At 69.7% G+C, this 23,034-nt stretch carries 25 protein-coding genes, 1 tRNA gene and 2 pseudogenes; 9 read left to right on the top strand and 19 right to left on the bottom strand.

What is annotated here, in order from left to right:
• The first annotated feature begins 15 nt into the window (after positions 1-15).
• Positions 16-2,997 carry a BTAD domain-containing putative transcriptional regulator gene (locus tag ACRRRO_RS11870; RefSeq protein WP_424797069.1) on the top strand — a complete coding sequence of 994 codons (2,982 nt, stop codon included), beginning with the start codon at positions 16-18 and terminating at the stop codon, positions 2,995-2,997.
• On the opposite strand, the gene ACRRRO_RS11865 is transcribed toward ACRRRO_RS11870, so the two are convergent.
• Positions 2,954-4,024, bottom strand: a complete 1,071-nt coding sequence (locus tag ACRRRO_RS11865) for a hypothetical protein (RefSeq protein ID WP_424797070.1) — start codon at positions 4,022-4,024, stop codon at positions 2,954-2,956. The two genes, ACRRRO_RS11870 and ACRRRO_RS11865, sit on opposite strands and share 44 nt — an antisense overlap.
• A gap of 198 nt (positions 4,025-4,222) precedes the next feature.
• Between ACRRRO_RS11865 and ACRRRO_RS11860 the strand changes: the two genes are divergently transcribed.
• Positions 4,223-6,367 carry an alpha-glucosidase gene (locus tag ACRRRO_RS11860; RefSeq protein WP_424797071.1) on the top strand — a complete coding sequence of 715 codons (2,145 nt, stop codon included), beginning with the start codon at positions 4,223-4,225 and terminating at the stop codon, positions 6,365-6,367.
• 4 nt (positions 6,368-6,371) lie between these two features.
• Here the strand turns inward: ACRRRO_RS11860 and ACRRRO_RS11855 are convergent, their stop codons facing one another.
• Both ACRRRO_RS11855 and ACRRRO_RS11850 read right to left on the bottom strand, forming a co-directional pair.
• On the bottom strand, positions 6,372-6,917 hold the full coding sequence (locus tag ACRRRO_RS11855) for a DUF1992 domain-containing protein (RefSeq protein ID WP_434080311.1): 546 nt from the start codon (positions 6,915-6,917) through the stop codon (positions 6,372-6,374).
• 87 nt (positions 6,918-7,004) lie between these two features.
• Positions 7,005-7,595, bottom strand: a complete 591-nt coding sequence (locus ACRRRO_RS11850; RefSeq protein ID WP_424797073.1) for a GNAT family N-acetyltransferase — start codon at positions 7,593-7,595, stop codon at positions 7,005-7,007.
• 84 nt (positions 7,596-7,679) lie between these two features.
• Here ACRRRO_RS11850 and ACRRRO_RS11845 point away from each other — a divergent pair, with 84 nt between their 5' ends.
• Positions 7,680-8,777 carry a YihY/virulence factor BrkB family protein gene (locus tag ACRRRO_RS11845; RefSeq protein ID WP_424797074.1) on the top strand — a complete coding sequence of 366 codons (1,098 nt, stop codon included), beginning with the start codon at positions 7,680-7,682 and terminating at the stop codon, positions 8,775-8,777.
• Positions 8,778-8,967: 190 nt separating this feature from the next.
• Here ACRRRO_RS11845 and ACRRRO_RS11840 read toward each other — a convergent pair whose 3' ends face one another.
• From ACRRRO_RS11840 to ACRRRO_RS11830, 3 genes are all read right to left on the bottom strand, one after another.
• Positions 8,968-9,555, bottom strand: a complete 588-nt coding sequence (locus tag ACRRRO_RS11840; protein ID WP_424797075.1) for a DUF3618 domain-containing protein — start codon at positions 9,553-9,555, stop codon at positions 8,968-8,970.
• A complete protein-coding gene (locus ACRRRO_RS11835; protein WP_424797076.1) occupies positions 9,552-9,932 on the bottom strand; it encodes a phage holin family protein in 381 nt (126 codons plus the stop codon). Before ACRRRO_RS11835 ends, ACRRRO_RS11840 begins: the two co-directional genes overlap by 4 nt.
• Positions 9,933-10,080: 148 nt before the next feature.
• Complete coding sequence (locus tag ACRRRO_RS11830; protein ID WP_424797077.1) at positions 10,081-10,944, bottom strand: hypothetical protein; 864 nt, start codon at positions 10,942-10,944, stop codon at positions 10,081-10,083.
• A gap of 162 nt (positions 10,945-11,106) precedes the next feature.
• On the opposite strand from ACRRRO_RS11830, the gene ACRRRO_RS11825 reads away from it, so the two are divergent.
• Positions 11,107-11,502 (top strand): hypothetical protein, encoded by a 396-nt coding sequence (locus ACRRRO_RS11825; protein WP_424797078.1) that lies wholly within the window; start codon positions 11,107-11,109, stop codon positions 11,500-11,502.
• A gap of 55 nt (positions 11,503-11,557) precedes the next feature.
• Here ACRRRO_RS11825 and ACRRRO_RS11820 read toward each other — a convergent pair whose 3' ends face one another.
• The 3 genes and pseudogenes from ACRRRO_RS11820 to ACRRRO_RS11810 all read right to left on the bottom strand — a co-directional run bounded on the left by ACRRRO_RS11820 (position 11,558) and on the right by ACRRRO_RS11810 (position 13,836).
• Positions 11,558-11,935 carry a VOC family protein gene (locus ACRRRO_RS11820; RefSeq protein WP_424797079.1) on the bottom strand — a complete coding sequence of 126 codons (378 nt, stop codon included), beginning with the start codon at positions 11,933-11,935 and terminating at the stop codon, positions 11,558-11,560.
• Between the two features lie 78 nt (positions 11,936-12,013).
• Positions 12,014-12,945: pseudogene (locus ACRRRO_RS11815) on the bottom strand (aldo/keto reductase).
• Between the two features lie 348 nt (positions 12,946-13,293).
• Positions 13,294-13,836 carry a PadR family transcriptional regulator gene (locus tag ACRRRO_RS11810; RefSeq protein ID WP_424797081.1) on the bottom strand — a complete coding sequence of 181 codons (543 nt, stop codon included), beginning with the start codon at positions 13,834-13,836 and terminating at the stop codon, positions 13,294-13,296.
• A 67-nt stretch (positions 13,837-13,903) separates the two neighbouring features.
• On the opposite strand from ACRRRO_RS11810, the pseudogene ACRRRO_RS11805 reads away from it, so the two are divergent.
• Both ACRRRO_RS11805 and ACRRRO_RS11800 read left to right on the top strand, forming a co-directional pair.
• A pseudogene (locus ACRRRO_RS11805) lies at positions 13,904-14,689 on the top strand (serine hydrolase domain-containing protein); the annotation flags it as partial.
• Positions 14,661-15,044: a hypothetical protein gene (locus ACRRRO_RS11800; protein ID WP_434080310.1), complete on the top strand. Its 384-nt coding sequence runs from the start codon at positions 14,661-14,663 to the stop codon at positions 15,042-15,044. The pseudogene ACRRRO_RS11805 and the gene ACRRRO_RS11800, both read left to right, overlap by 29 nt.
• Before the next feature lie 34 nt (positions 15,045-15,078).
• Here the strand turns inward: ACRRRO_RS11800 and ACRRRO_RS11795 are convergent, their stop codons facing one another.
• The gene (locus ACRRRO_RS11795) at positions 15,079-15,525 is read right to left on the bottom strand and encodes an Lrp/AsnC family transcriptional regulator (RefSeq protein ID WP_434080309.1); all 447 of its coding nucleotides are present in this window, start codon (positions 15,523-15,525) and stop codon (positions 15,079-15,081) included.
• A 69-nt stretch (positions 15,526-15,594) separates the two neighbouring features.
• Between ACRRRO_RS11795 and ACRRRO_RS11790 the strand changes: the two genes are divergently transcribed.
• Positions 15,595-16,224, top strand: coding sequence for a LysE family transporter (locus tag ACRRRO_RS11790; RefSeq protein ID WP_424797084.1), 630 nt, complete (start codon positions 15,595-15,597; stop codon positions 16,222-16,224).
• Here the strand turns inward: ACRRRO_RS11790 and ACRRRO_RS11785 are convergent.
• The 3 genes from ACRRRO_RS11785 to ACRRRO_RS11775 form a co-directional block, all read right to left on the bottom strand.
• Positions 16,205-16,519 (bottom strand): YdeI/OmpD-associated family protein, encoded by a 315-nt coding sequence (locus tag ACRRRO_RS11785; protein WP_424797085.1) that lies wholly within the window; start codon positions 16,517-16,519, stop codon positions 16,205-16,207. The two genes, ACRRRO_RS11790 and ACRRRO_RS11785, sit on opposite strands and share 20 nt — an antisense overlap.
• A gap of 39 nt (positions 16,520-16,558) precedes the next feature.
• Positions 16,559-16,795 carry a hypothetical protein gene (locus ACRRRO_RS11780; RefSeq protein ID WP_424797086.1) on the bottom strand — a complete coding sequence of 79 codons (237 nt, stop codon included), beginning with the start codon at positions 16,793-16,795 and terminating at the stop codon, positions 16,559-16,561.
• 83 nt (positions 16,796-16,878) lie between these two features.
• Positions 16,879-17,715 carry a sigma-70 family RNA polymerase sigma factor gene (locus ACRRRO_RS11775; protein WP_424797087.1) on the bottom strand — a complete coding sequence of 279 codons (837 nt, stop codon included), beginning with the start codon at positions 17,713-17,715 and terminating at the stop codon, positions 16,879-16,881.
• A 244-nt stretch (positions 17,716-17,959) separates the two neighbouring features.
• Here ACRRRO_RS11775 and ACRRRO_RS11770 point away from each other — a divergent pair, with 244 nt between their 5' ends.
• Positions 17,960-18,550, top strand: coding sequence for a dihydrofolate reductase family protein (locus tag ACRRRO_RS11770; protein WP_424797088.1), 591 nt, complete (start codon positions 17,960-17,962; stop codon positions 18,548-18,550).
• A gap of 88 nt (positions 18,551-18,638) precedes the next feature.
• Here ACRRRO_RS11770 and ACRRRO_RS11765 read toward each other — a convergent pair.
• The 6 genes from ACRRRO_RS11765 to ACRRRO_RS11740 all read right to left on the bottom strand — a co-directional run bounded on the left by ACRRRO_RS11765 (position 18,639) and on the right by ACRRRO_RS11740 (position 22,136).
• Positions 18,639-18,714, bottom strand: a tRNA-Ala gene (locus ACRRRO_RS11765).
• Between the two features lie 138 nt (positions 18,715-18,852).
• Positions 18,853-19,458, bottom strand: coding sequence for a hypothetical protein (locus tag ACRRRO_RS11760; protein WP_434080308.1), 606 nt, complete (start codon positions 19,456-19,458; stop codon positions 18,853-18,855).
• A gap of 28 nt (positions 19,459-19,486) precedes the next feature.
• Entirely contained in the window at positions 19,487-20,122 is a 636-nt protein-coding gene (locus ACRRRO_RS11755; protein WP_434080307.1) for a hypothetical protein, read from the bottom strand.
• A gap of 120 nt (positions 20,123-20,242) precedes the next feature.
• Positions 20,243-20,869, bottom strand: coding sequence for a GNAT family N-acetyltransferase (locus ACRRRO_RS11750; RefSeq protein ID WP_424797090.1), 627 nt, complete (start codon positions 20,867-20,869; stop codon positions 20,243-20,245).
• A 59-nt stretch (positions 20,870-20,928) separates the two neighbouring features.
• Positions 20,929-21,477 carry a molybdopterin-binding protein gene (locus ACRRRO_RS11745; RefSeq protein WP_434080306.1) on the bottom strand — a complete coding sequence of 183 codons (549 nt, stop codon included), beginning with the start codon at positions 21,475-21,477 and terminating at the stop codon, positions 20,929-20,931.
• A complete protein-coding gene (locus ACRRRO_RS11740; RefSeq protein WP_434080305.1) occupies positions 21,405-22,136 on the bottom strand; it encodes a hypothetical protein in 732 nt (243 codons plus the stop codon). The genes ACRRRO_RS11745 and ACRRRO_RS11740 overlap by 73 nt, the downstream gene beginning before the upstream one ends.
• Positions 22,137-22,229: 93 nt before the next feature.
• Here ACRRRO_RS11740 and ACRRRO_RS11735 point away from each other — a divergent pair, with 93 nt between their 5' ends.
• Positions 22,230-22,847: a 5-formyltetrahydrofolate cyclo-ligase gene (locus ACRRRO_RS11735; RefSeq protein ID WP_424797092.1), complete on the top strand. Its 618-nt coding sequence runs from the start codon at positions 22,230-22,232 to the stop codon at positions 22,845-22,847.
• Positions 22,848-23,034: the final 187 nt, after the last annotated feature.

Below are 23,034 nucleotides of genomic sequence, written 5' to 3'. Positions count from 1 at the left end.
TGCTTGAATCGATTGATGAGCAAGGTCGGCAGTGACGTGCACATCGGGCTGCTCGGGCCGCTCCAGGTCTGGATCGACGGGGAACAGCGGCCGATCACCGGGCCGATCCGGCGGGCGCTGCTGGCGGTCCTCGCCCAGCATCCGGGTGAGGTGCTGAGCGTGGACCTGCTGTGTGAACTCGCCTGGGACGGCGCTCCGCCGGCGACAGCGGAGAGCGCGTTGCGGGTGCACGTGTCCCATCTGCGCAGGATGCTCGGCCGACCCGATCTGCTCGAGCGGATCGGCACCGGGTACCGGCTCGCGATCTCCCGGGAGCAGGTCGATATCGCCGAATTCGACCGGCACACCAGATCCGGTCGGGAGGCCCTCCGCTCCGGCGACCTGGAACGGGCCGGACACGATCTACTGGCGGCGAGGAGCCTCTGGCGGGGTCTGCCGCTGGCCGATGTCCGCTCCGGCGCCACCGCCGAGATCGAGCGGATACTGACCCAGCGCAGTGAACTCAACGTGGACCTGGCCGAACTGCAGATGCGCACGCAGGGCGCGAACACCGACACCGGCGACCTGTCCGCACTCACCGTGGAGCGCCCGTTCGATGAACGCGTCTGGAGTCTGCTGATCACCGCCCAGTACTGGAACGGGCGGCAGGGTGATGCCCTGCAGACCTACCACCGCGCCGTGGCGGCACTGGATGAGGAACTGGGCGTGCAGCCGACTGCGGCGCTGCGCCGGCTCCAGGAGCAGATCCTGCGGCACGACCCGGCCTTGGATCCACCGGCCGCGGCAAACGTCGACCTGCCGGTGTTCGCGACCTCCTTCGTCGGGCGATCCGCAGAGATCGAGGCAATCACCGCCCTGATCGGCCGGCACCGGCTCGCTACCCTCACCGGCCTGGGCGGGGTGGGCAAGACCCGGCTGAGCGTGGCCGCGGCGGAGGCGTCGGCGGCTCACTTCAACCACGGCGTCATCTTCGCCTCGTTCGAGGCCCTGGAGGATCCCGCGCTGGTTCCCTCCGTCGTCGCTGCTGCTCTGGGTATCTCCGCTGCCGACGTCGAGGGGGTCGCGGCTGCGCTCGACACCCGGGAGCAATTGCTCGTGCTCGACAACTGCGAGCACGTGGCCGAGGCGGTGGCGGACCTCGTATCGGGTCTGCTCGCCGCCTGCCCCCGCGTCCGGGTTCTCGCCACCAGCAGGATCCCGTTGAACGTCGTCGGTGAGTCGGTGTGGGTCACGCCCATGCTGGAGGTCTCCGTCGACGGGACGGGCGCACCGGAGGCGGTGCGGCTGTTCCTGGAGCGGGCCCGCCAAGCAGGCCCCGGCACCGTGCTGCCGGACGACGACGATCCTCGCCTGCGGGAGGTGGCCACCCTGCTCGGCGGCCTTCCGCTGGCCATCGAACTGGCCGCCGCGCAGTGCGGCGTGCTCACCGTCTCGGACGTGATCGACCAGTTGCACCGGAACCTGGGTTCGGCTGCTTCGGAACGGGACCGGCCCACCCGGCACCGGTCCATGGAGGTGGCGCTGACCGGGACGTTGGAGCACCTGCGGCCTGCGGCCCGGGAGCTGCTGAGCCGCATGCGCATCTTCCGCAGCCCGGTGGGGGTCGAGGCGATCGAGGCGGTCTGCTCCGACTCGACGGTGCCGGGCGGGGACCTTCCCGCGCTCCTCGCCGAACTCACGCACGCGGCCGTGGTGGTCGCCGACCTCAGCGGAGAACGCGGTCGGTACTCGTTACTGCCCCCGGTACGCCGTTCTGCGCCACAGGTGCTCTCCCGCCTGGGTCACGCCCCACCGGAACTGCAGACCCGCCATCTGGAGTACCTGCACCACCAGGTCCGGGAGGCCGTGACGCACGTGGGCGGCCCCGGCGAGGCACCGGCACTGGCCGGCCTGGGTGAACTCGATGCGGACCTTCGCGCGGGGTTGGCCCACGCGGTGGAAACCGATCCGCAGCGGGGCCTCTCGATGGCGGCGGCGCTGTCGCCGTTCTGGATGCGGCGGCGCATGCATACCGAGGGACGCCGATGGTTGCGCCAGCTCCTCGAGGCGGGCGACGATGCCGACCCGGCTGTACGAGGGGCCGCCCTGCACGCCGCCGGTGGCCTGGCCTGGGACGACGGCGACCGGCCCGCTGCGGAGGACCTGCTGCACCAGGCGTGGCAGATCCGCAAGGGCCTGCGGGACAAGGCCGGGCAGGCGCTGACCCTGAACAACATGGCCGGGCTGGCCTCGGACCGGGGCCACCACGCGGGTGCGTATGAGATGTGGAGCCGCGCCCACGGACTGTTCGTGGAGAGCGGCCACGCGGTCGGCACAGCCGCCACCGAACTCAATCGCGGCATCGCTGCGCACAAGTCGGCTCGGCTCGACGATGCCGCGACGCATCTGGAGAGCGCCCGGACCGCCTACCGCGACCTGGGCAGCACGCACATGGAGGCGATGGCGCTGGAACGTCTCGCGGGGATCGAGGCCGAACGGGGGCAGCATCGGGCGGCGATGATCCTGACCCGCTCCGCGCAGGCGATCTACGCTGACGTCGGTTCACCGGAGCAGCAGGCACGGCTGGGCTGGCAGCGCGCACTGCGACACCGCGCCCTGGGTGAGGAGACCGAGGCCCGGGAACTGGTGCGGACGGTGGCCCAGGCCGTGGTCACCGATGAACTCCTCGACGCCTGGTGGGTTTCCGGCCTGATCGAAACCAGCGCAGCGCTCGAGGTGCCCGAGCGACCCGGGCACGCCGCCGGATTGCTCGGGGTGGCCCGCCGGCACCGCGAACGCAGCGGGCACGGGGCCGACCCCACCACCGTGCCCGATCTGCCGGATGTGCTCACCCGCCTCGGTGAGGTGCTCGGACCCGAACGCCTCACCGAGGAAATGGCAGTCAGTGGCGCGCGATCGGTCGCGGTGGTGGTGGCCGGGATCGCCGGCCTGGGCCGGCAACCGGACCTGCCGGTCAGCGCTCGGACAGCAGCACGGCCGGCTCCTCGACCATCGTGAACTCCATCGGCACCTGGTTTTCGGCGAACCGGTCATCCGATGTGATGGGCTCGTAGTCGAGCACCAGGGTGTACTCACCGGCGTAGGCCTCATGGACCGGTAGCCCGGTGAGCGAGACTGTGGATCCACCACCGGGGACACAGCCGCGGTCACTCATGCCGAGGTCCACGGTGTCGGTGCCATCGGAGGTCAGCAACGCGAAGTTGTTCCCCGCGCCCCGGCTCCAGCACTGCTGGCGGTCGGTGTCGTTGCGCACCTCCACCATCAGTTCCAGCACGGCGGTGCCGTCCTCGGTACCTTGATCGATGTCCCAGCGCAGGTCGGCCTCCTGAACGGTCACCGTCAACTGGCCGCCCACGTCGAAGGCCTCCCCGACCAGACCGGGCTGTTGCACCGGGATGCGCGTGATCAACTCACCCTGGCTGCCCAGCGGAGCCTGAGCCCGGCTTCGCTCGGGGGAGCCGACCAGCACGATGGCCCGGTCCTGATCGAAGGTCTCCAACTGGTCGGGGTTGAGCGGGATCTCGACTTCGAGCGGCCCGGTGCCTCCGCTCGGCACCGGATCGCCGATGTTCCGTCCCGATGACTCGAAGGAGTGCCCCGTCTCGGGGTCCTCCCATTCCAGGACGAACCCGGCGTTGGCCGGTGCGCTGCTGCTTCCGGGGTTGGTCACGCTCCCGGTCAGGATCACGCGCGCCCCCTGGACCCGGTCGCTCTGGTTGTGCTCGGCGTCGACGTCGATGACGTCCAGGGACTCGATGGTGTACTCCATGCCGCCGACATGCACCGTGGCACCGACCTGCTGGGGCTGCACCGGCAACGGTTCCAGGTCCCCGCCGGCCTCCTCGGCCTCCACGGTCTCCTCGGCCTCATCCGCGGCGGGCTGGGCCGGCTCGGCGGCGGCGAGGCCGTCGTCGTCGTCGATCTCCTCGTCCTGACCGGGTCCTCCGAGGCCGTCGGGCAACATGCCGCACCCGGACAGCATCAGCATCACACCGGCAGCCGCCGCCAGCAGTGTGATTCGCATGTTTCGTCTCATCGTCGATCCTTCCCTCATCCCCCGGTGCCTCCTCGTCAGAGACTTCCTGACCGGCGTCAACGGCGACGCTAGGAGACCGCTGTTAAGAACCTGTTAAAGGCCCCGCCGACTAGCACTGCCCTTCCCCGGGCGCCGCGGGTCGAAGTGCGAGAACATCAGCGCGAACCGAACCACGTGGAGGTATCGATGGCCCGACCCGATGGGCAGACCAGGATCAAGGACGTCTACGCCCACCCGGTGGGCCGGGACGCGATCGACAAGGTACTGCTCCAACTCGGACGCTCCCGGCGGTGGGTGACCAACCCGGTGGTGGCGAACCTGCCCCTGGCCGCCGTGGCGCGCCTGGCCCGCCGCAGCGTCGGCCCGGGCTTCGCCGACGCTTTCCTCGCGGTGCTTGCCGACCATCCCGAGCGGTCCGGCACCCCGGACGGGCCGCACGACGTCCCAGTACCCCCGGGCACGGCGCCACCTCCCGCCCCCTGGTGGCACTCCGCCGTCTTCTATCAGGTCTATCCCCGCTCCTTCGCCGACTCCGACGGCGATGGCATCGGGGACCTGCGCGGGGTGATCTCCCACCTGGACTACCTGGCGGACCTGGGGGTGGACTGTGTGTGGCTGTCCCCGATCTTCGACTCCCCCAACATGGACATGGGCTATGACGTGCGTGACTACCGCGCGGTGATGGAGGAGATGGGGACCCTGGAGGACCTGGACGAGTTGATCGCGGGCTGTCACCAACGGGGGATGCGGATCATCCTGGACCTGGTGGTCAACCACACCTCCGATCAGCACGAGTGGTTCCACGCCGCGGTACGGGACCCGGATGGACCCTACGGCGAGTACTACCATCTGCGTCCGGGCCTCGCGGGTGAGGACGGGTCCGGGCCGCCGCCGAACAACTGGAGGGCGTTCTTCGGGGGCCAGGCCTGGCGGTGGATCCCCGAGGCCGAGCGCTGGGCGTTGCACCTGTTCGCGCCCGGGCAGATGGACCTGAACTGGGACAATCCCGCGGTGCGCCGCGAGGTCGCCGACATCGTGCGCTGGTGGCGCGAACGGGGCATCGACGGCTTCCGCCTCGACGTCATCAACTTGATCTCCAAACGGCCCGGCCTGCCCGACGGCGACGACGGAATCGGGGACCTGATCGGGTTCCCCGGGATCGAGAACTACTTCTACGGCCCCAACCTGCACACCTACCTGCGTGAACTGCGCGCCGACGGGTTCACCCGCTCCCCCGACGAACCCGCACCTGCCTCGACCGCCCGGGCCCGCGACCGCGACGGCCTGATCGGCGACCGGCTGCCCCCTGATCCGGTGGGAGTGATGGTCGGGGAGACCCCGGGAGTGGGGGTGGAGATGGGACGCCTGCTCAGTGCGGCCGGACGCGGTGAACTGGACCTGGTGTTCAACTTCGACGTGCTGGAGAACCCCGGCCGCATCCGCTGGGACGACTACCGCTACGACCTGCGATACCTGAAGACCTACTATCAGGACTACCTGGCCCGGCTCGGTCCCGATGACCACCTGGCCCTGTTCATCGAGAACCACGACAACCCGCGGATGGTCTCCAAGGCACTCGGGGACAAGGACCACATCCCCCATCAGCGCACCGCGGTGGCCAAGGTGCTGGCCACGATCCAGTTGACGCTGCCCGGCACCCCGTTCATCTTCCAGGGCCAGGAGATCGGGGCGATCAACCAGGACTTCACCTCGGTGATCGACCTGCGGGACGTGGAGTCACGCGACCGCTTCGCGCAGTTGCGGGAGGAGGGGCGCACCGAGGCCCAGGCCCTGGCCGAGGTGCTGCCCGGGGCGCGGGACCACTCCCGGGTGCCGATGCGCTGGCAACCGGGAGAGACCACCGGGTTCAGCGCCGGCGATCCGTGGCAACCCGGGGTGGAGGACTCCAGCGGATTCACCGTGCTGGAGCAGGACGGCGAACCCGGCTCGGTGCTGAACTTCTACCGGAACCTGATCCGACTGCGCCGGGCTCATCCGGCCCTGGCCGAGGGCGACGTGCACTTCTGCGCTCCCCGGTCCCGCCACTACTTCGGGTGGCTGCGCACCGGCCCCGACGGTGAGGTGTGGTTGGTGGAGGTGAACCTGACCGGGCGGCCCATCCGGCGCCCCCGCCAGGTGCTCGGCGACCGGCTCGATGCCCTGCTGCGCCGGGCGGGTACGGGCGGTGCGGGTGGCGCAGGCGCGGGCGGCGCGGGCGGCGCGGATGAGTTGGCGGTGGTGCTCGGCACCACCGCCACCCGGGGGAAGATGATGGCCCCCTACCAGGTGGTCATCGCCGGGGTGGGCGCCACCCCCGGCGTGCCCCACTGAGCGCTCAGGTCCGGCGTTCGCGTCGAAGTATCCGGCGCCACCAGGGGGCACGGCGCGGCTGTGGCACCTCGGCTGGTTCGTCCCCGGGTGCACCGCCCTGCCCACCCGAGGCTGCGTCGTCGTCGGGCGTTGCCGGGGCCGTCCGGCTACGGGCGGTGCGCCACCCGGTGACGACGACCTCCTCGACGTCGGCGCGCCCGACCGGCAGCACCGGCCCGCTGGGAGCGCGGATCCACTCCGCGACCCGCCGATTGAGTTCGTGAACCGCCGCGCGGACCGACTCCTCATCCGGGAGGTCCCGCACCACCTCGGGCAACTCCGCGATCTCCTTGCGCAACTGCAGAGCGGGGGGCAGGAGGACGTGGGCCGGGACCTCTTCCTCGCGGATCTTCTGGTGCACCCACCAGTCCTCATGCACCGGTTCGTCCAGGCCGGGTAGGGGCTTGCCGGCACCGGGCAGGTTGTCGAACTCGCCCCGCTCCCGGGCCTCGTGGATGAGCCGGTCCACCCAGGTGTGGATCGGCACGCCGCCTGGAATGCGCTGGGTCATCGCCTGCCAGTGTGCCCGCCGGCGGGCGCGTCGGTCCAGCATGTCTCGCTGCTGTTCCGCCTGCCGGTGCCGTGGTACGGCCAGCTCCTAGGCCACCGGTGCATCCGTCGCCGTACCACTGGGCCTGACGACGGCGTAGAGCACCATGTCCCGGCGCCGGCCCGCGATCTCCTGGTGGCTGTGGAGCAGACCCTCGCGCAGGTAGCCGGCGGCCTCGGCGGTGCGGATCGAGGCGTGATTGTCGGGTTCGATGTACAACGCGATCCGGAACAGCCCGGGCACGGTCCAGGCGAAGTGCGTCAGCGCGGTGAGCGCGTCAACGGCCAGGCCCTGTCCGCGGGCGAAGGGGGCGAGGGCGTACCCGGCGCTGGCGCGCCCTGCTCCGAACTCCCTCAGCCACAGGCCGCAGTGACCAACTGCGCGACCGGTTGCGGCGACGGCGATCGTGAAGGAGAAGCCGCTCCCCTCCGCGTGGCGGCGTTGCTGGCGACGTACCCAGGCACGCGCCTGGGACGGGGTGGCCCGGGCGGGCAGGGAGCCGGTGGCGGGAACATAGGGATCGGTCGAAAGGTCCCTGGCCATCGTCACGTCCTGCTCGGTCACTGCGCGCAGCAGCACTCGCCCGTGCCTGGGCGGGGTGTCCGGCCACGGGGGCAGTGGCGGGGAGTTGGTGCTCACCGTCCGGAGGTTACCGGCATAGGTCAGCAGCCCCGGGGCCGCGTTCAGGTGGCCGACTCGGCCAAAGTGCATGACGCTTCTGCCATGAGCACCAAGAAGGCAGCGCGCACCGGGGACCGCAACCCCGAAGGTCCCACGGACCTGAAGGCGCCTACGTGGAAGTACACCCTGAAGCGGGCCGCCGCGGAATTCACCCGCGACCAGCTCGTCGACCGGGCCGCCGCCCTGACCTACTTCGCGGTGCTGTCGATGTTCCCGGCGCTGGTGGTGCTGGTCTCCCTGCTCGGCGTGCTCGGCCAGGGGGAGGCCACCACGAACGCGATCTTGAACATGCTGACCGAGTACCTGCCCGAGGACACCGCCGACCAACTGCGCGGACCGATCAGTTCGATCACGGAGAGCCAGGGCGCCGGGCTGGGTCTGGTCATCGGTATCCTCACCGCGCTGTGGACCGCGTCGAACTACGTCAACGCCTTCAGCCGGGCGATGAACGCGGTCTATGAGGTCGCCGAGGGGCGTCCGATCTGGAAGTTGCGCCCGCTGATGTACCTGCTGACCGCGGTGCTGATCATCCTGGTCGCGATCGCGGCGCTGATCCTGGTGGTCAGCGGCCCGGTTGCCCGCTGGGTCGGGGATCTGGTGGGCCTGGGTGAGACGGCGGTGCTGGTGTGGGACATCGCGAAGTGGCCGGTGCTGGTCCTGATCGTGATGCTGGTGCTCGCGCTGCTGTACTACATGACCCCGAACGTGAAGATGAAGAGACTGCGCTGGGTCAGCCCCGGAGCGCTCCTGGCGATCGTGACGGCCGCCCTGGCTACCGCGGGCCTCGGCTTCTATGTGGCCAACTTCGGCTCCTACAACGCCACCTACGGCGCGCTGGCCGGAGTCATCATCTTCCTGCTGTGGCTGTGGATCATGAATCTGGCCATCCTCTTCGGCGCTGAGTTCGACGCCGAACTCGAACGCGGCCGTGAACTGCAGAGTGACATGCCGGCCGAGGAACACATCCAACTGCCGCCCCGCGACGACACCCAGATCGTGAAGAAGAAGGACAAGCGTGCGGACCTGGTCGAGGAGGCGGCCACGATCCGCCGTAGCGCGGGCGCAAAGGGCGAGGGCCGTGGCGAGGGTCGCGCCCGCGGCCGGGGTGGCCGCAGCCGCCGGGGCGGCAGCACCCGCTGAGGCCGGACCCGCCGCACACGGTAGGACGACGCAATAGCCCGCCCGACGGCGTCGCCGCCTGTCCGACGACGCACCTGCCCGGCCCCACGGGTTCACGTCAGCAGATGGTCACCCCTGCCACCCCACACACAGACGAAGGTCCCCGGCGTACGTGCCGGGGACCTTCGTCCGTGGGAGTGGCCGACTGGGTTCAGTTGCTCCCGCGCACGTTCTGGGCCGAGTCCTCGGCCCGTGACCGAACGTCCTGAGCGGCGTCCGTGCCTTCCTCGCGCACATGCTGCGCGCCTTCGGTGGCGGTGTCCCTGACCTCCTGCACCGCCTGCTCGGCGGGCTCGCGGAGGTGCTCGGCACTCTCGCTTGCCATCGACTTGACCTCCTCGGTCGCGTGGCTGACCGCGTCACTGGACTTGGCCTGATCCACGAGTTGACGTTCCTTGCGGGAGGAGGGGATCAGCCCGGCGACCAGCAATCCTGCGCCGAAGGCGACCAGGCCGGCAGCCAAGGGGTTGCCCTCAGCCCTCTCCTTCACCCGGTGCGGGGCTTCGCGTGCCATGTCACCGGCTCGGGAGGTCTGGGCACCGATCGAGTCCGAGGCGTCCTCGGCGGCCCCGAAGACCTTGTCCTTGGCCCCGGCGACCGCGTCACGGACCTTCTCCCCCTGACGGTGGGCGATGTTCCGGGGGCTGGTCTTGTCGGTGAGCGCGTCGACGTCCCGGCTGAGGTCAGCCCGGGTGCGTTCGACGTCTCGACGGATCTCATCTGGGTCTCTGGTGCTCATCGGTGTTCCTGTCCTTTCACGGCGTCCGGGATCTTCTTGACGGTCCGGGTGGTCTGGGGAATGCCCGCGATCTCCTTGATCTCCTTGCGGCCGGTGACGGCCAAGATTGCGGCGATGATCGCCCAGAGGACGGCGACGATCAGGCCGGACCAGCCCAGTGCGGGCCAGTCCGCTCCGTCCGCGCTGAGCAGCACGCCGAGCGCCCACCACAGGGCGAGCGAAGCGAAAAGCAGCACGAAGTGCCCGGCCACGCCCGCGCCACCGAACAGTCCGGCTCCCTTCCCGGCCTTGCTGACGCTCTCGGTGATCTCGGCCTTGGCCAACTCCACCTCCTGGCGCACCAGGGTGGAGAAGTCAGCGGTGAGGTTGCCCAGCAACTCTCCGACAGATGCGTCCTCGGGGCGGGAGGTCGAGGAGGCCTCGGGGGACCGGCTGCGGCGGGGTGGGGTGCGGCGTTGCCTGCCCCTCCTGCCTGCGACCTGGGCCCGACCGCAGGGTCGGGTCTGTGCTCTGGGGTGGTGGTCATCAGGTGGCCCTTCCCTCGTCATACGGCCCGCTGTGCTGGCCGCCGGAGGGGCGCGGCGGCGCGGGCGGAATGGTGGGGGGCGGGACCCTGTCTGCGGTGCGCGGTCGGGGCGGCACCGGGGGTGGGGTCGCTGCCGGTACTGGAGGCGGGGCCGCTGCCGGCACCGGCACTGCCGCGCCGGACGTGCCCCCTCCCGTCACTGCGGCCGGTGCGGACGCCGGTGAAGCGCCACTGCCCGCCGCGTGATCACCGCCGTCGTCCTGCCCGGCATCCTTGAGACCGCGCGCGATCCTTCCGGCCGCCAGGCCCAACCCTGCGGCGACGAGCACGAACATGCCCGGACGACGACGGGCGTAACGCTTGACCTCCTCCAGTACCGCCGAAGGGTCGCGACCCTCCAACCAGCGCCCGGCGTCGCCGGCGGTTTCCGAGGCCCACCGCACGAGGGTCGCGGCGGTTCCGTCCTGCTCGGCTCCATCGGCCATCTGGCGCGCTTGGGAGGAGAACCCTTGAAGTCCGTTCGTGAACCGTTCCAACTGGGTCCCGGCCTGTTCGTTCAGTTCGGTCGACGTCTGCCGCAGCAGATCCATCGCCTGGCGCTTGGCCTCCCCGACGGTTTGTCTGGCCTCGTCCGCGGCGGTCTCGGCCACGTGCGCGGCCTGTGCTTGAGCGTTCTGAGCGGTCTTGGTTGCTTCCTGCTTGGCTGTATCCGCCCTGCTGTCAGCGGATGCGCCGCCGGAGTCGTGCGACCCGGTAGCCGCGATCGGCTCGGACGTCTGGGGCATGGGATCACCGACTGGATCGGTGACGCCCCCGCCTGAGACTGTGGGGCCCTGGGGTGGGCGGTTGATGTCCTCAGTCATCGATTCGGTCCTTCCGGTTCTGATCCGTCTCGACGCGGGATGGCTCGAGGGAGGAGATCAGTGTGCGCGGGCCCGGGCGATAGCGCGCGCTCAACCCAGAAAAAGGGCTTCTCGACGCGGGATGCGAGGTGCTCAACACCCTGATCCGCTACTTTGCTGGCCATGGACCATCAGGAGTACTCGGACCTCACGCAGCAAGCCAACGCGGCCTTCGAGGAGGGCCGGGCGCAGGAGGCGGTCCAGATATTCCATCGTCTGATCAGCAGCGCCACCTTGCCGCAGGTCGATCGGTCGGTGATGGCGGTCAACCTCGCCACCGTGCTGCAGAAGTCGGGCGCCGATGCCCGGCAGGTCGAAGCGGCCTACGACCAGGGCATCGCGTTGGAGCAGCGGGTCTATCGCAGTTTCGTCCGTGAGCACAAGGCTTCCTGGCTGGACGAGAGCGGGCGTCCGGGGGAGGCGGCGATGATCTACCGGCAACTCCTGGCCGAGCACTGGCCCAGCAGCAGCGAGCGCCTGCGCTTCCAGCACAACCTGACCCTCGTGACCGGTCCCTGACGCGATCGCTGAAACGGCGCCGGGGGCCCGGGGTGGTCAGTTCCTCGGTCCGTCGTCACGAGGTCGCGGGCCCCGCGACGTGCCAGAGCTGGACGGGGTTTCCCTCGGGGTCGTGCAGCGAGGCGAACCGTCCGTTCGGATAGGGCTCGGGGTCGAGGGAAACGTCGATCCCGGCGCCACGGAGTCGTTCGATCATGCCGTCGAGGTCGTCCACCCGTAGGTTCAGCCCCCACCCGGACGGGCCGAGGTGGTCGTTCGGCCCGTCACCACCGAACGGGGCGAACACGGTCGGTCCGGCTGCCTGGTTCCACGCCGGCGCGTCGTAGGAGGCCGGTGGCCGAAGCACGTCGAGGTGCTCGGCGTACCAGGCGCTGAGCCGGTCCGGGTCCCGTGCCCGGAAGAAGAATCCTCCGATTCCGATCACGCGTGCCATGTCTGCTCCCTTCGTCCGGGCAGAGTATCGCCCCGGGATGGTTGCCTCCCCGGGACGAGGTTGGGGCTGTCGCGACCTTCAGCGGCGCTCCGGGGAGTCGGCGAGCAGTTCGGTGATCTGCGCAGCGACGGGCGCCGGGAGCGGCCCCAACTCGAGGGTGGTGGCGTTCTCCTGGGCCTGCTCGGGAGTGCGGATGCCGGGCAGCGGGATGATCGCCTCGTCCAGGGCCCACAGGTAGCCCAGCGCACCCTGGACCAGACTGCGCCCCCCGGCGGTGAGGAGTTCGCGGACGCGGTCCAGTCGTTCCAACCAGGCGTGCATCTCACCCTCGTCGAAGTACGTCCACCAAGGGGTGTCGAGCCGGACGTCGCCCGGCCCGGGACGGCGGTCGGGCGCGTAGCGGCCACTGAGCAGACCCATCGCGAGCGGTGATCGGGCAAGGACGGCGAGCCCGTGGAGGCGGGCGACGTCGAGGACTGCGGAGGACCACCCGAACACGTTGACCTGCGTCTGCACGGCCACGCAAGACCGCGATGAGGCGAAAGTCTCGACGATCTCCGGTGCGTCCTGGCTGGTGCCGAACCACCGGATCTCCCGGCATCGACCAGTTCCTCACAGGTGGCGACGACGTCTTCGGCCTCGGCGAGGCTCCGGGCGCCGCCATGGAGTTGATAGAGGCCGATGGCCTCGATGCCCAGCCGCCGCAGGCTCGCCTCGCACTGGGTGCGGATGCTGGCCGCGGAGACGTCGTGTCCGCGGTCGGTGCGGGTGGCCTCGTCGAAGAGGTGGCCGAACTTCGTGGCGACGACGACGTGATCCCGGGCGTCCGGGTTCAGTTCCGCCAGGGCCCGGCCCAGGACGCGTTCGCTGTGCCCGGTCCCGTAGATCGCCGCGGTGTCGATCAGGGTGATTCCGTGGTCGAAGGCGGTGCGTAGGGCGCGCAGGCTCACCTCGTCGTCGGCCGGTCCCCATCCCGCATCGCGGCCGTCGACGGTGAATGGGCCACCCATGGCCCAGGTCCCGGCGCCGAGCGCGGAGACCTCGGGACCTTCGCGGCCGAGTCTGCGTGGGGGTGTGCGGGTGATGTTCGTGGTCATGGGATCACTCCTTCCGGGCTTCGTGTCATCACTGTGCTGCCTGGAGTGCACTCCAGGTCAAGACTCGCACGAACCCAGGCAATCGTTAACGACAGACCCGAGCACCGACGGGCCGCTCCCGGTAGGGCATCGAGCCTGAGCGCTGGCTGCGATGACGACGCCATCACACAGTCGCAGGCACGCCGTCAGGTCGCCGCGATGACCGGCGCCGTCGCCAGTGCCATCTCCACGCGCATCACGCCGTCATCCGCACTATCCGCCTCACTGGCCGGATGCGGCGCCGTCCCGCTGCGCCAACGCGTCGAACCACGCCACCGCATGGCGACCCATGGTGATCCCGTAGTCCAGCGTGGCGCGCTGGTAGGCGAACACGTCGCTGAGCTCCGCAGGCACCTCCATGGTGTCCAGGCGCTCCTCCAATTCGGTGAACTCGGCGAGATCTGCGGCGGCTCGCTCCTGCATTCTGCGCAACACGGGCGAGCGGTCCCCCGGTTCCAACAGACCCAGAAAGAACAGCCGGGGCAGCGCCGCCAGTTCCAACTGAGGCCCGGTGATCTCCCCGGTCATCCACTCGTGGAACTCCTGCCGGCCCGCCTTGGTGGTGCGGTAGGTCTTCTTACCCCGACCGCCGGGTTCCACGCTGGCGACCTCGATCAGGCCCTTGCTCAGGAGGCTGTCCAGAGCCCTTTTGATGCTGCCGGAACTCGCGCTGTAGACGAGGGAGACGCCCACCTCGACGTTCTTGATCAACTCGTACAGGCTCTGCGGGCGCAGGAGTAGGAGCCCGAGGATCACGTGTGCCACCGGACAAGTCTATTCTGTTGACCCTCATAGACATGTCTAGTAGACAGGTTCCAATGAAAGGACCTCGATGCGAACGCCACGGCGCACCTTCCTCGCACCCGACAACCGCGTCAGCGCTGACGTCGATGCCGGCCTGAAGGACCTGGTGCGCACCCTCAGCGCCAGGTCCCGGCTGCACCACGTCAACCTGGCCATCGCCGGCGATGATGGGCGGTCCTGGTCAGGTGCTGCCGGACCGACCGACGACGAACTGCAGATCCGCCCCTCCACACCGTTCTTCATCGCCTCGATCACCAAGCGGTTCATCATCACGCTGCTGCTGCAGGCCTACGAACGCGACGAAATCGACCTGGACGCACCCATCACCGCCTACCTGCCCGATTCGGTCACCACCGGGCTGCACGTGCGCGGCGGAGGGGACCGCTCGGGCGAGATCACCGTGCGCCACCTCGCCAGCCACACCTCCGGCCTGCCGGACTTCTTCGAACGACGACGCGGGGCACCGAGCCTATTCAAGCAACTGCGCGCGGGCCAGGACACCTCCTGGGACTTCGACGACGTCCTCGACATCACCCGCAACCAGCAACGCCCGCACTTCGATCCGCAGGACCTGGGTGCGCCCCGACAGCGGGCCCGGTACTCCGACACCGGGTTCCAGTTACTGATCCGCATCCTGGAGTCGGTGACCGCCCCGCTCCTTCCCCGATCTGCTCACCGAGCGCATCACCGTCCCGCTCGGCCTGGACCGGACCTGGCATCCCGCCGGTCGGCCCGCGGCACCGGACCTGCCGGCCACGGCGCCGCTGCATGCCCGGCGCCGCCGGGTGACCGTCGACCGCGTCATAGCCTCCAGCAACGACCTGATCAGCACCACCGGCGACCTGCTCGCCTTCGAACGCGCGCTGGTGGCTGGTCATCCGTTCCGGGACCCCGGCACCCCGAACCTGCTCACCGAACGCGCCAACCGACTGCGCAACGCACCGGGCCTTCGCTACGGGCTGGGCACGATGATCTTCACGGTGAACCGGCTCATGTCGCCCTCGCACGCCCCGGTCACCCTTGTGGGACACTCCGGTTCAACCGGCACCTGGCTGTTCACCTGCCCCGAACTCGGGGTGCACCTGGCCGGCACGGTGGACCAGACGCAGGCGAACGCACTCCCCTTCCACATCATGGCCCGGTGCCTACGGATCTGGGCGCGGGCCTGAGTGGTGCCAGCCGGCAGCCTCGAGGCACGCGGCGCTACGGCGACGGGGCCGGCCCAGCTGCCTCTCGGAGAGCGAGCCGGGTCTGTGTCTGGGCAGCTCCGGCGTCCTTCTTCAGCAGTCTGAGCAGACGGTCGAGCGCTGCGGTGTCTCTGGCGCGCACGCGCAGCAGGTAGTCGTAGGGGCCGGTGACGTGCACCGCGTCGATGATCTGGTGAACTCCGACCGCCCAAGCGAGAAACTCTTCTGAATCACGGTCCGGATGCAGGCGCACATCGATGAACGCCTCCAGCCCAGTGGTGCTCTCGGGGACGTCGGAGCCCAGCACCGCTCGATAGCCCACGATGACACCGCTGTTCTCCAGGCGTCGGACCCTGACCGCGACAGCATTGGTGCTCAAGCCGACCTGTCGCCCGATCGCACTGAACGAAGCGCGGCCATCCACGTGGAGAATGCTGATGATCTGCTCGTTGATACGGTCCACATGCGAATTATCTCACGTGATGACACATTCGTGCAGTTACCTCGTCTGGTAGCCCTGACACTCGTCGGCATGGAGTTCATCGCCGTGTTCGGGGCCGGCCTGGTCGCCGGGCTGGCTCTGGCGGTCCCTCTCGGAGCCATCGGAGTCCTACTGATCCACGAGGGAACTCTCCGGGGGTGGGCCGGCGGTGCACCCGCAGCTCTCGCGGTCGCAACCGTGGACCTGCTCTACTGCACTACCGCTGTGGCGGCAGGTGCCGCTTTCGCGCCGGTGATCGCGACCTGGGCTCCGTGGCCGGGAATCACCGGTGGCACAGCCCTGGTCGCGCTCGCCGTCTGGAACCTGGTCCGGACGAGACGCTCGATCGTCGAGGCCAGGCCTAGCGATGACGCCCCCCACACACGGTCCAGCCACCGCTACCTGCTGTTCTTCGGCCTGACGGCGATCAACCCAGCGACCCTGGTCTACTTCGCGGCGATCGTGACCGGCCTATCGACACTCTCGACCTCCACTGTCGCTGCCGCACTGTTCGTCGCGGGGGTCGCGCTGGCATCACTGAGCTGGCAGCTTCTGTTGGTGCTCGCTGGAGCCATCCTGCGCTGGCGGACCGGTGCACGGTTTCGACACCTGACAACGCTGACCGGAAACGGCGTTGTGGGCATACTTGGCGTACTGATGATCACGGGCGTGGTCTTCTGAGCCGGCCGGGTTCCCGGTGTTTGCATCCGGGCCAGCAGCATGGTCGGCGTTCACCGTTCTGCAACTTATCCAAGGCGACGCGGATGCGGCGCTGACGCGTGGTCTCTTGCTTGGCGTCTTCGACCCAGCAGATGAACTCGTTGCGGGCCAGGGGCGTGATCGACTGCCAGGCCGCCAGAGCGGAGGTGTTGCCGATGACTGCCTCGCGCAGGTCGGTGGGTAGTGGGTGCACCACTCCACCGGGCACATCCTGGCTGTTCCTGGGGACGAGTGTCGGGCTCGTCGTCGGGTTCATCGGACTGTCGCTTCTCGTACGCACGTCATGGCGGGGTTCTCAGTTCTTGGGAAGGTCGGCGAAGGTGTTCTGCACATCGCGATACCAATCGAGCGACTTCTTCGGATGGCGCCAGCGGCCTTTCATGGCGTCACGAGCCGGCTGGTGGGAGGCATCGCCGGCCTTCACCGCGTCCCTGAGGTGACGATCGTGGGCTTTGATCACGTGGTCGGCAGTTTCGCCAGTGTGTTCGAGGCCGCAGGGCCCTCCCAGCTGGCGGCAGGTCATAGTCTTCATGGTCGTTTCCCTCTGGTGGTAGCGGTGATGGTGAGTCCTACATCTTGGTGACGAGCAGGAACCGGCGAGTGTGACCGCCGAGATCAGGAGCGTCGTTCTGGACCCTCGCGGCGCGACACCCGGGCCAGCACGTCGGGCTCCGCGCGGAAGGTGATCGTGCTGACCACCCCGTTGCGCAGCGTGAAATCGAAGACGACCTTCGCCTCTCCTCGGTGGAACCAGGCCGCAGCAGGCCGGTCATCGATGTAGACCGGCAGCGCAGCGTGCGCGCTGCCGTTGAAGAACGTCGCCACCTCGTGACGGCCCTCGATCCGCTCCGGCGTGCCAACGAGGACCGCGGCGGCATCGGCACTGACCACAGCCTCAGGGGCAAGGAGCCGTATCAGCCGCTCGAACTCCCCGTTACGCGCTGCTGCCATGAACGCGTCAACGACCTCCCAGTTGGACGCCTGGTCCTCGGACGAGGGTTGGCGCACCTTCGCGCGGGCCCGTGAGGCCAGTTTGCGGGCCGCCACCGGTGTGGTCTCGAGCATGGCGGCAACTGTGGAGAACTCGAAACCGAAACTGTCGTGCAGCACGAACGCCACGCGCTCCTGCGGCGAGAGCCGATCCAGTACCACCTGCAGGGCGACGCCGACCGTGTCAGCCAGGGAGACTTCCTCCGCGACATCGGGCGCGAGGCTGGTTGGTTCTATCTCCTCCGCCGGCACCGGCGTCCTGGAGCGAAGCCGGTCCAGGCACAGGCGGGTGGTCACCGTCGTCAACCACGCCGGGAGGCAGTCGATGTCTGTGTCGGAACGTTCCAGCCGCAGCCATGCCTGCTGCACCACATCCTCGGCCTCGGCGTGATCGTTCAGCACACCGGTTGCCAGGCGAACTAATCGAGGCCGCTCCCGCTCAAAGACCTCCGTCTGATTCACACCGATCGCCCTTCCTTCCGTAGCCGTTACCGGAATGACGCACCGGCCGTGACGAATGTGACCCAACACCGACTACGACTCACCAGGCGCGGCGCGTCGGATCCGGTCGGACCGCCGACGAACACAGCCCTGACCACGAACCCGAGCCTAATGTCCGCGCACGGAGCGCCGGCGGATTGATTTCTTACAAGTCCGACGGCTCACGACTCGTTAGGTTGTGGGTACCAGAGCAAAGGAGAGTCCCATGCGCAAGGTGGTGATGTACGCATCGGTGTCGGTCGACGGCTTCATCGCGGACGAGAACGACCGGCCCGGACCTCTGTTCGACTGGTTGACCAGCGGCGACGTGCCGTTGGACGACAGCGGATTCTTGACGGTGTCGCAGGCATCCTACGATCACACTCGGGCCTACTGGGACCAGATCGGGGTGACAATCGTAGGTCGCCACGTCTTCGACATGACGGACGGCTGGGACGGAACGCCGCCGAGCGGGATCGACCACGTCGTCGTCGTGACCCACCGGGGCAGGCCCGAGGGTTGGCATCCCGGGGCGCCGTTCTACTTTGTCGACGGCATCGAGGCCGCGGTGGCGAAGGCACAGGAACTTGCACGTGGCCGCGTGGTCGAGGTCGGCGCCGGGGACGTTGGGGGCCAGGTCCTTGCCGCGGGTCTGGTCGACGAGGTGCGCATGGACGTCGTACCCGTGGTGTTCGGGTCCGGCAAACGCTACTTCGGGTCGGTCGACGCGCAGCATCTGTTGGAGGATCCCGACGTGGCCATTCAAGGCGAACGAGTGCTCCACCTAAGCTATCGAGTCCGCCGTTCACCGGACTGAGTAGGTGCGCGAACTCTCCTAGAGGCCGACACCCATAGGCGGGCGTCGGGGTATCGGCAAAGCCCAACTGGCCGACAACCTCACCCTCTGGTGGAGCTAGGGGGATTCGAACCCCCGACCTTCTCATTGCGAACGAGACGCGCTACCAACTGCGCCATAGCCCCAGGCAGCACCAAGATTATCACCCGGTGCCCGGTGATTCCCACCCCTGGTGGCGCGGACCACATCACTCCGGGCGCACCCGCCGCGGCCCACTCAGCGACGGCGCCCGGACGACGCCATGGACTACCGCCAGGTGCGGACTACTGCCCGACGGCGCGGCGACGCTCCAGCACCGACTGCAGATCCATCGTGGGCCGCTTGGCCTCATCGGTGCCGGTGGCCGCAACCGGAGCCGACGACGACGTAACCCCGGCCGCGGTGGCAGCCTCGCCCTGGGTATCGAGACGGGCGGACTCCTGCTCGGCGAGGACCTGTTCGGGTGTGGCCGGCGGCGCCTGGGCGTCGGTGCGCGCACGCACTGTCTGCTCCACCTCGGCCAGCGTCAACTCCCGCTCCACCTCCGCATCGGCCGGCGCGGGAGCGGACTCCCACTGCGGGGACTCATAGGCGGCCACCTCCCGGCGCGGCGCGGGTGCCTTGAGGGTGTAGGTCGGCCGTGGCACCGGGACCGGCGTCCAGCCTTCGGCTGTGTCGATGGCGACCGGATTGTCGATCGTGGCCGGATCCACCGAGATCCGCAGGCTTCCGGTGCGTTCGCTGACCGGGGTGCGCTTGGGCGGGGCGACCGGTGCGTCCTCGCCGGTGCCGCCGTCGGCCACCGCGGCCTTCGTGGCTTCGCCTCCCTCCTGCGTCTCGGCTGGAGCGGGGGCGGCCTCACCCTGGGAACTACGACGGGCGTGCCGCACCGCGAGCGGACCGGTCGCCGTCGTCGGTTTATCCTGCTCGACTCGCTCGGCGCGCGGCGGCGGCGGACGACCCGGTGGCGCTGCGCCGTCGCGGGTTGCGGTCGGTGCGGGCCGGGCGGTCGGAGCGTTCGGCCTCGCGGCTCTCCGCCAGAGCGGCCCGGACCGCCGCGCGACGCCCGGCTACCCCGGCGGCCACCAGCAGCACCGAGGCCACGATCGGCGCGGCGATCGGCAGCGTGATGGTGGCGAACAGGGTCCACAGCGCGGCGGTGAGGAACACCAGACCGAGCAGCAGGACCCGACGACGGCGTGCGGCCGCAGCACGTCGGCTCGCCGCTGCAGCGCGGGCGGCGCGCATCGCCGCGACCCGGCGTGCTTCGGCGGCGCTACGCGAGGCGGGTGGGGCGGGCTGGCGGTCCATCGGGGCCTCCGGTTCACGGGCGCTGGGCGTGTGCAGGTACACCCGAGCGGTGCTGGAGTATTGGGGTGGGGTTCCACCGGCGCGGGCCAGCACCCGCAGGTTGGTGGAGAAACGGTCATCGACCCGCGCATCGCTCACCACTTGCCGGGAGCGGATCAGCGCGGGAAGCAGGTAGCCCAGAGACATCAGCACGATGGCCAACAGGACGAACCCTGCGACGCTCTCGACCTGTCCCGTGCTCACCCTCCTGACGGTAGAACCGCCGGGCGGGCGAATCGATCAGCCGGTGCGGCGTGTCGGTGCCGACATGGCCAAGACCGGTGTGGCAATGCCCGCAGGGCCGGGTCCGACCGGCTCCCGCCGTCATTCCGGGGCCGAGAGCCGATCCAGCATCGAGCCGGTGACTTCCTCGGCGGTGACGGCGAAACTGCGGTGATCGCGCCAGAGCCCCTGGATGTGCAAGTAGCGCCGGCGCAGCCCCTCCTCGCGCATACCCAACTTCTGCGGCACCCGGAGGCTGGCGGCGTTCTCCGGGCGCACGTTGATCTCCACCCGGTGCAGCCCCAACGCGCCGAAGGAGTGGTCGATCGCCAACGCGACCGCCCTGGTCATCAGCCCCTGCCCGGCCACGTGCTCGGAGATCCAGTAGCCGATGTGTGCCGAGTGCAGGGAACCCCGGGCCACCCCGGCGATGGTCAGTTGGCCCACCACCTGTCCGCGCCACTCCAGCACGTAGGCGTACCCGATGTCCTGGCGGGCCTGGACGCGCTGCTGGCGCACGTACTCCGCGAACGTCATCGAGGGCGCTGGCGGGCCCGGGTTGGTGGCCTCCCACGGCGTGAGCCAGTCGAGGTTGGACTCTCGCAGGCGCTGCCAGGCCGCCCGGTCGCTCCGGTTCATCCGGCGCAGCATCAGGTCGCCGGCGCGCAGGCCGTGGCGCAGGTCCGCATCCCGCAGGGAGCCGCGACCCACCCGGGGTGGTCGGGGCATCGCTCCCCCACCCGGCCCCTGGCGCGGTGCGCCGTGCCCCGCCCGACCCGGAGGCATGGTCAGCTCTCCAGCACCATCGCGGCGAGTCGGTCGCCGGTGGCCACGTGGCCCACGTCCTGGGGCACCACCACCAGCGCGTTGGCCCTGGACATCGACGTCAGGAGCAGCGGGTCCCCGGTCGGAGCGGCGCGGTAGCCCTCATCGGGGGTCCCGGTCAGGTGCACCGGGACGAACTCGCGCCGTTCCAGCGGGGAGGACCACCCCCGGGTGACCGCGGCAGTCACGGTCGGCCGGTACAGATCGGCGTGCCCGGCCATGGACAGCAACGCCGGGCGCACGAACACCTCGTACCCGATCTGCGCCGCCACCGGGTTCCCCGGTAGGCACACGATCGGGGTGCCCTCGCCCACCTCCCCCACTCCGAACTGACGGCCCGGCGCGATCGCGACGTTGTCGAACCGGACCGTGCCCAGCGGCGACAGGACCTCTTTGACCGTGTCGTTGGCCCCGGCCGAGAGGCCGCCAGTGGTGATGATCAGATCCGCCCGCACCAACTGGTCCTCGAGCACCTCGCGCAGGCTGGAGCGCTCATCGGGCACCGCCGCCACCCGGAAGGTGGACCCACCGGCGTCCTGCACGGCCGTGGCCAGGGCATGACCATGGCGTCATAGACCTCGCCGGCGCTGATCCGCCGGCCCGGTTCCACCAGCTCATCGCCCACCGACACCAACACCACCCGCGGTCGCGGATGCACGCTCACCCGCGAACGGCCCAGCGCAGCCAGCAGCGCGATCTGCCGGGCCCCCACGCGTTCCCCGGCAGCCAGCGCGACCTGGTCGGCCCGTAGGTCCGCACCCTGGGTGCGCACGTTCGTCCCGGGGCCTACTTCAGTGCGGACCTGGACGGTGGCCATGCCGCGGTCGGTCCGTTCCAAGGGGACGACGGCGTCTGCTCCGACCGGAATAGGCGCACCGGAGGCGATCCGCACCGAGGACAGCGCGACCAGGCGCTCGGTCTCCCGGGCGCCGGCGCGCACCTCATCGAGCACCCGCAGGCTCACCGCGCGGTCGGGGTTGGCTCCGGCCACGTCCACCGAGCGCACGGCGTAACCGTCCTGGGTGGCCACGTCACGGGTGGGTAGGTCCGCAGGGGCGAGGACGTCCTCGGCGAGCACGCAACCCACGGCGTCGTGCAGCACCACGGCCAGCGGGGGCAGCGGTTGCAGCAGGTCGAGGATGGCCCGCAGATGGGCGGAGACCGACTTCATCGGCGCTGCATCTCTTCGGTCCGGATCCAAGCACATGACATGGGTGCAGGTTATCGGTGCACAACCTCATCGGACTAATGAGAGAGTTGGCGTATGTGGTCAGTGTCGAGCACCCTCCCTCCCGGGACAGACCTGGAGGTCGAGGACGCCAAGATCCTGCTCCGTGAAGCCATCCGGGCACACCGCAGGGAACGGTCCGAGCGCGAGTGCGCGAAGGCCGCCCAGCAGATCGCCGAACACGCCGAAGCCCTCCTGGAGGGTGTCGGGTGTTCGGCGATCTACGCCTCGCGCCGGTTCGAGCCGGGGACCGAGGCGCTCATCGCACGCATGCACGAGCGCGATATCCGGATCCTGATGCCGATGCTGGGGGCCGGGCTGAGCCGTGATTGGGCGCAGTACCGGCCCGGGGAGCCGCTGGAGGTTCGTGCGCCCGGGCGCCCTCCGGAGCCGGCCGGGCCGGGCCTGGGTGAGGATGCGATCCGCGAGGCGGACCTGATCATCGTGCCCGCGCTCAGCGTGGACACCGGTGGTTTCCGGATCGGGCAGGGTGGTGGCTGGTATGACCGGGTGCTGCGCCACGCCACCCCGGGCGCACCGATCTACGCCCTGACGTATGACGATGAGATCAGTGACGAACCCCTGCCCCGGGCAGAGCACGACCATGTCGTGCACGGCGTCATCACCCCGAACGGCGTGCGCACCCTGGCCTGAGCCGCCCGCTCCCTCCCCAGCACGCGCACCCGCCCACCCGCGCACCCCCCGCGCCCCCGCGCACCCCCGCGCCCGCGCGCCCGCCGCGCACCCGCGCACCCCCGCGCCCGCGCGCCCGCCCGAACCGCCCGAACCGCCCGAACCGCCCAATTGGACAGTTGCAGCGACCCCACCACCCCCAGCCCCG

The organism is Sanguibacter sp. Z1732 (assembly GCF_051020515.1).
Taxonomy (GTDB): Bacteria; Actinomycetota; Actinomycetes; order Actinomycetales; family Beutenbergiaceae; genus CALKWS01.
Note: the sequence above shows the minus strand (reverse complement) of the source record. Positions and strands in the feature narration are given on the sequence as shown.

Bases quoted from the DNA above. Each gene is read 5' to 3' on its own strand.
- ACRRRO_RS11785 (WP_424797085.1), bottom strand. From the start codon at position 16,519: ATGAACCCGACGACGAGCCCGACACTCGTCCCCAGGAACAGCCAGGAT.
- ACRRRO_RS11780 (WP_424797086.1), bottom strand. From the start codon at position 16,795: ATGAAGACTATGACCTGCCGCCAGCTGGGAGGGCCCTGCGGCCTCGAA.
- ACRRRO_RS11735 (WP_424797092.1), top strand. From the start codon at position 22,230: ATGTGGTCAGTGTCGAGCACCCTCCCTCCCGGGACAGACCTGGAGGTC.
- ACRRRO_RS11750 (WP_424797090.1), bottom strand. From the start codon at position 20,869: ATGCCCCGACCACCCCGGGTGGGTCGCGGCTCCCTGCGGGATGCGGAC.
- ACRRRO_RS11870 (WP_424797069.1), top strand. From the start codon at position 16: ATGAGCAAGGTCGGCAGTGACGTGCACATCGGGCTGCTCGGGCCGCTC.
- ACRRRO_RS11840 (WP_424797075.1), bottom strand. From the start codon at position 9,555: ATGAGCACCAGAGACCCAGATGAGATCCGTCGAGACGTCGAACGCACC.
- ACRRRO_RS11790 (WP_424797084.1), top strand. From the start codon at position 15,595: ATGGAGTTCATCGCCGTGTTCGGGGCCGGCCTGGTCGCCGGGCTGGCT.
- ACRRRO_RS11860 (WP_424797071.1), top strand. From the start codon at position 4,223: ATGGCCCGACCCGATGGGCAGACCAGGATCAAGGACGTCTACGCCCAC.
- ACRRRO_RS11845 (WP_424797074.1), top strand. From the start codon at position 7,680: ATGAGCACCAAGAAGGCAGCGCGCACCGGGGACCGCAACCCCGAAGGT.
- ACRRRO_RS11830 (WP_424797077.1), bottom strand. From the start codon at position 10,944: ATGACTGAGGACATCAACCGCCCACCCCAGGGCCCCACAGTCTCAGGC.
- ACRRRO_RS11855 (WP_434080311.1), bottom strand. From the start codon at position 6,917: ATGACCCAGCGCATTCCAGGCGGCGTGCCGATCCACACCTGGGTGGAC.
- ACRRRO_RS11865 (WP_424797070.1), bottom strand. From the start codon at position 4,024: ATGCGAATCACACTGCTGGCGGCGGCTGCCGGTGTGATGCTGATGCTG.
- ACRRRO_RS11770 (WP_424797088.1), top strand. From the start codon at position 17,960: ATGCGCAAGGTGGTGATGTACGCATCGGTGTCGGTCGACGGCTTCATC.
- ACRRRO_RS11825 (WP_424797078.1), top strand. From the start codon at position 11,107: ATGGACCATCAGGAGTACTCGGACCTCACGCAGCAAGCCAACGCGGCC.
- ACRRRO_RS11740 (WP_434080305.1), bottom strand. From the start codon at position 22,136: ATGAAGTCGGTCTCCGCCCATCTGCGGGCCATCCTCGACCTGCTGCAA.
- ACRRRO_RS11820 (WP_424797079.1), bottom strand. From the start codon at position 11,935: ATGGCACGCGTGATCGGAATCGGAGGATTCTTCTTCCGGGCACGGGAC.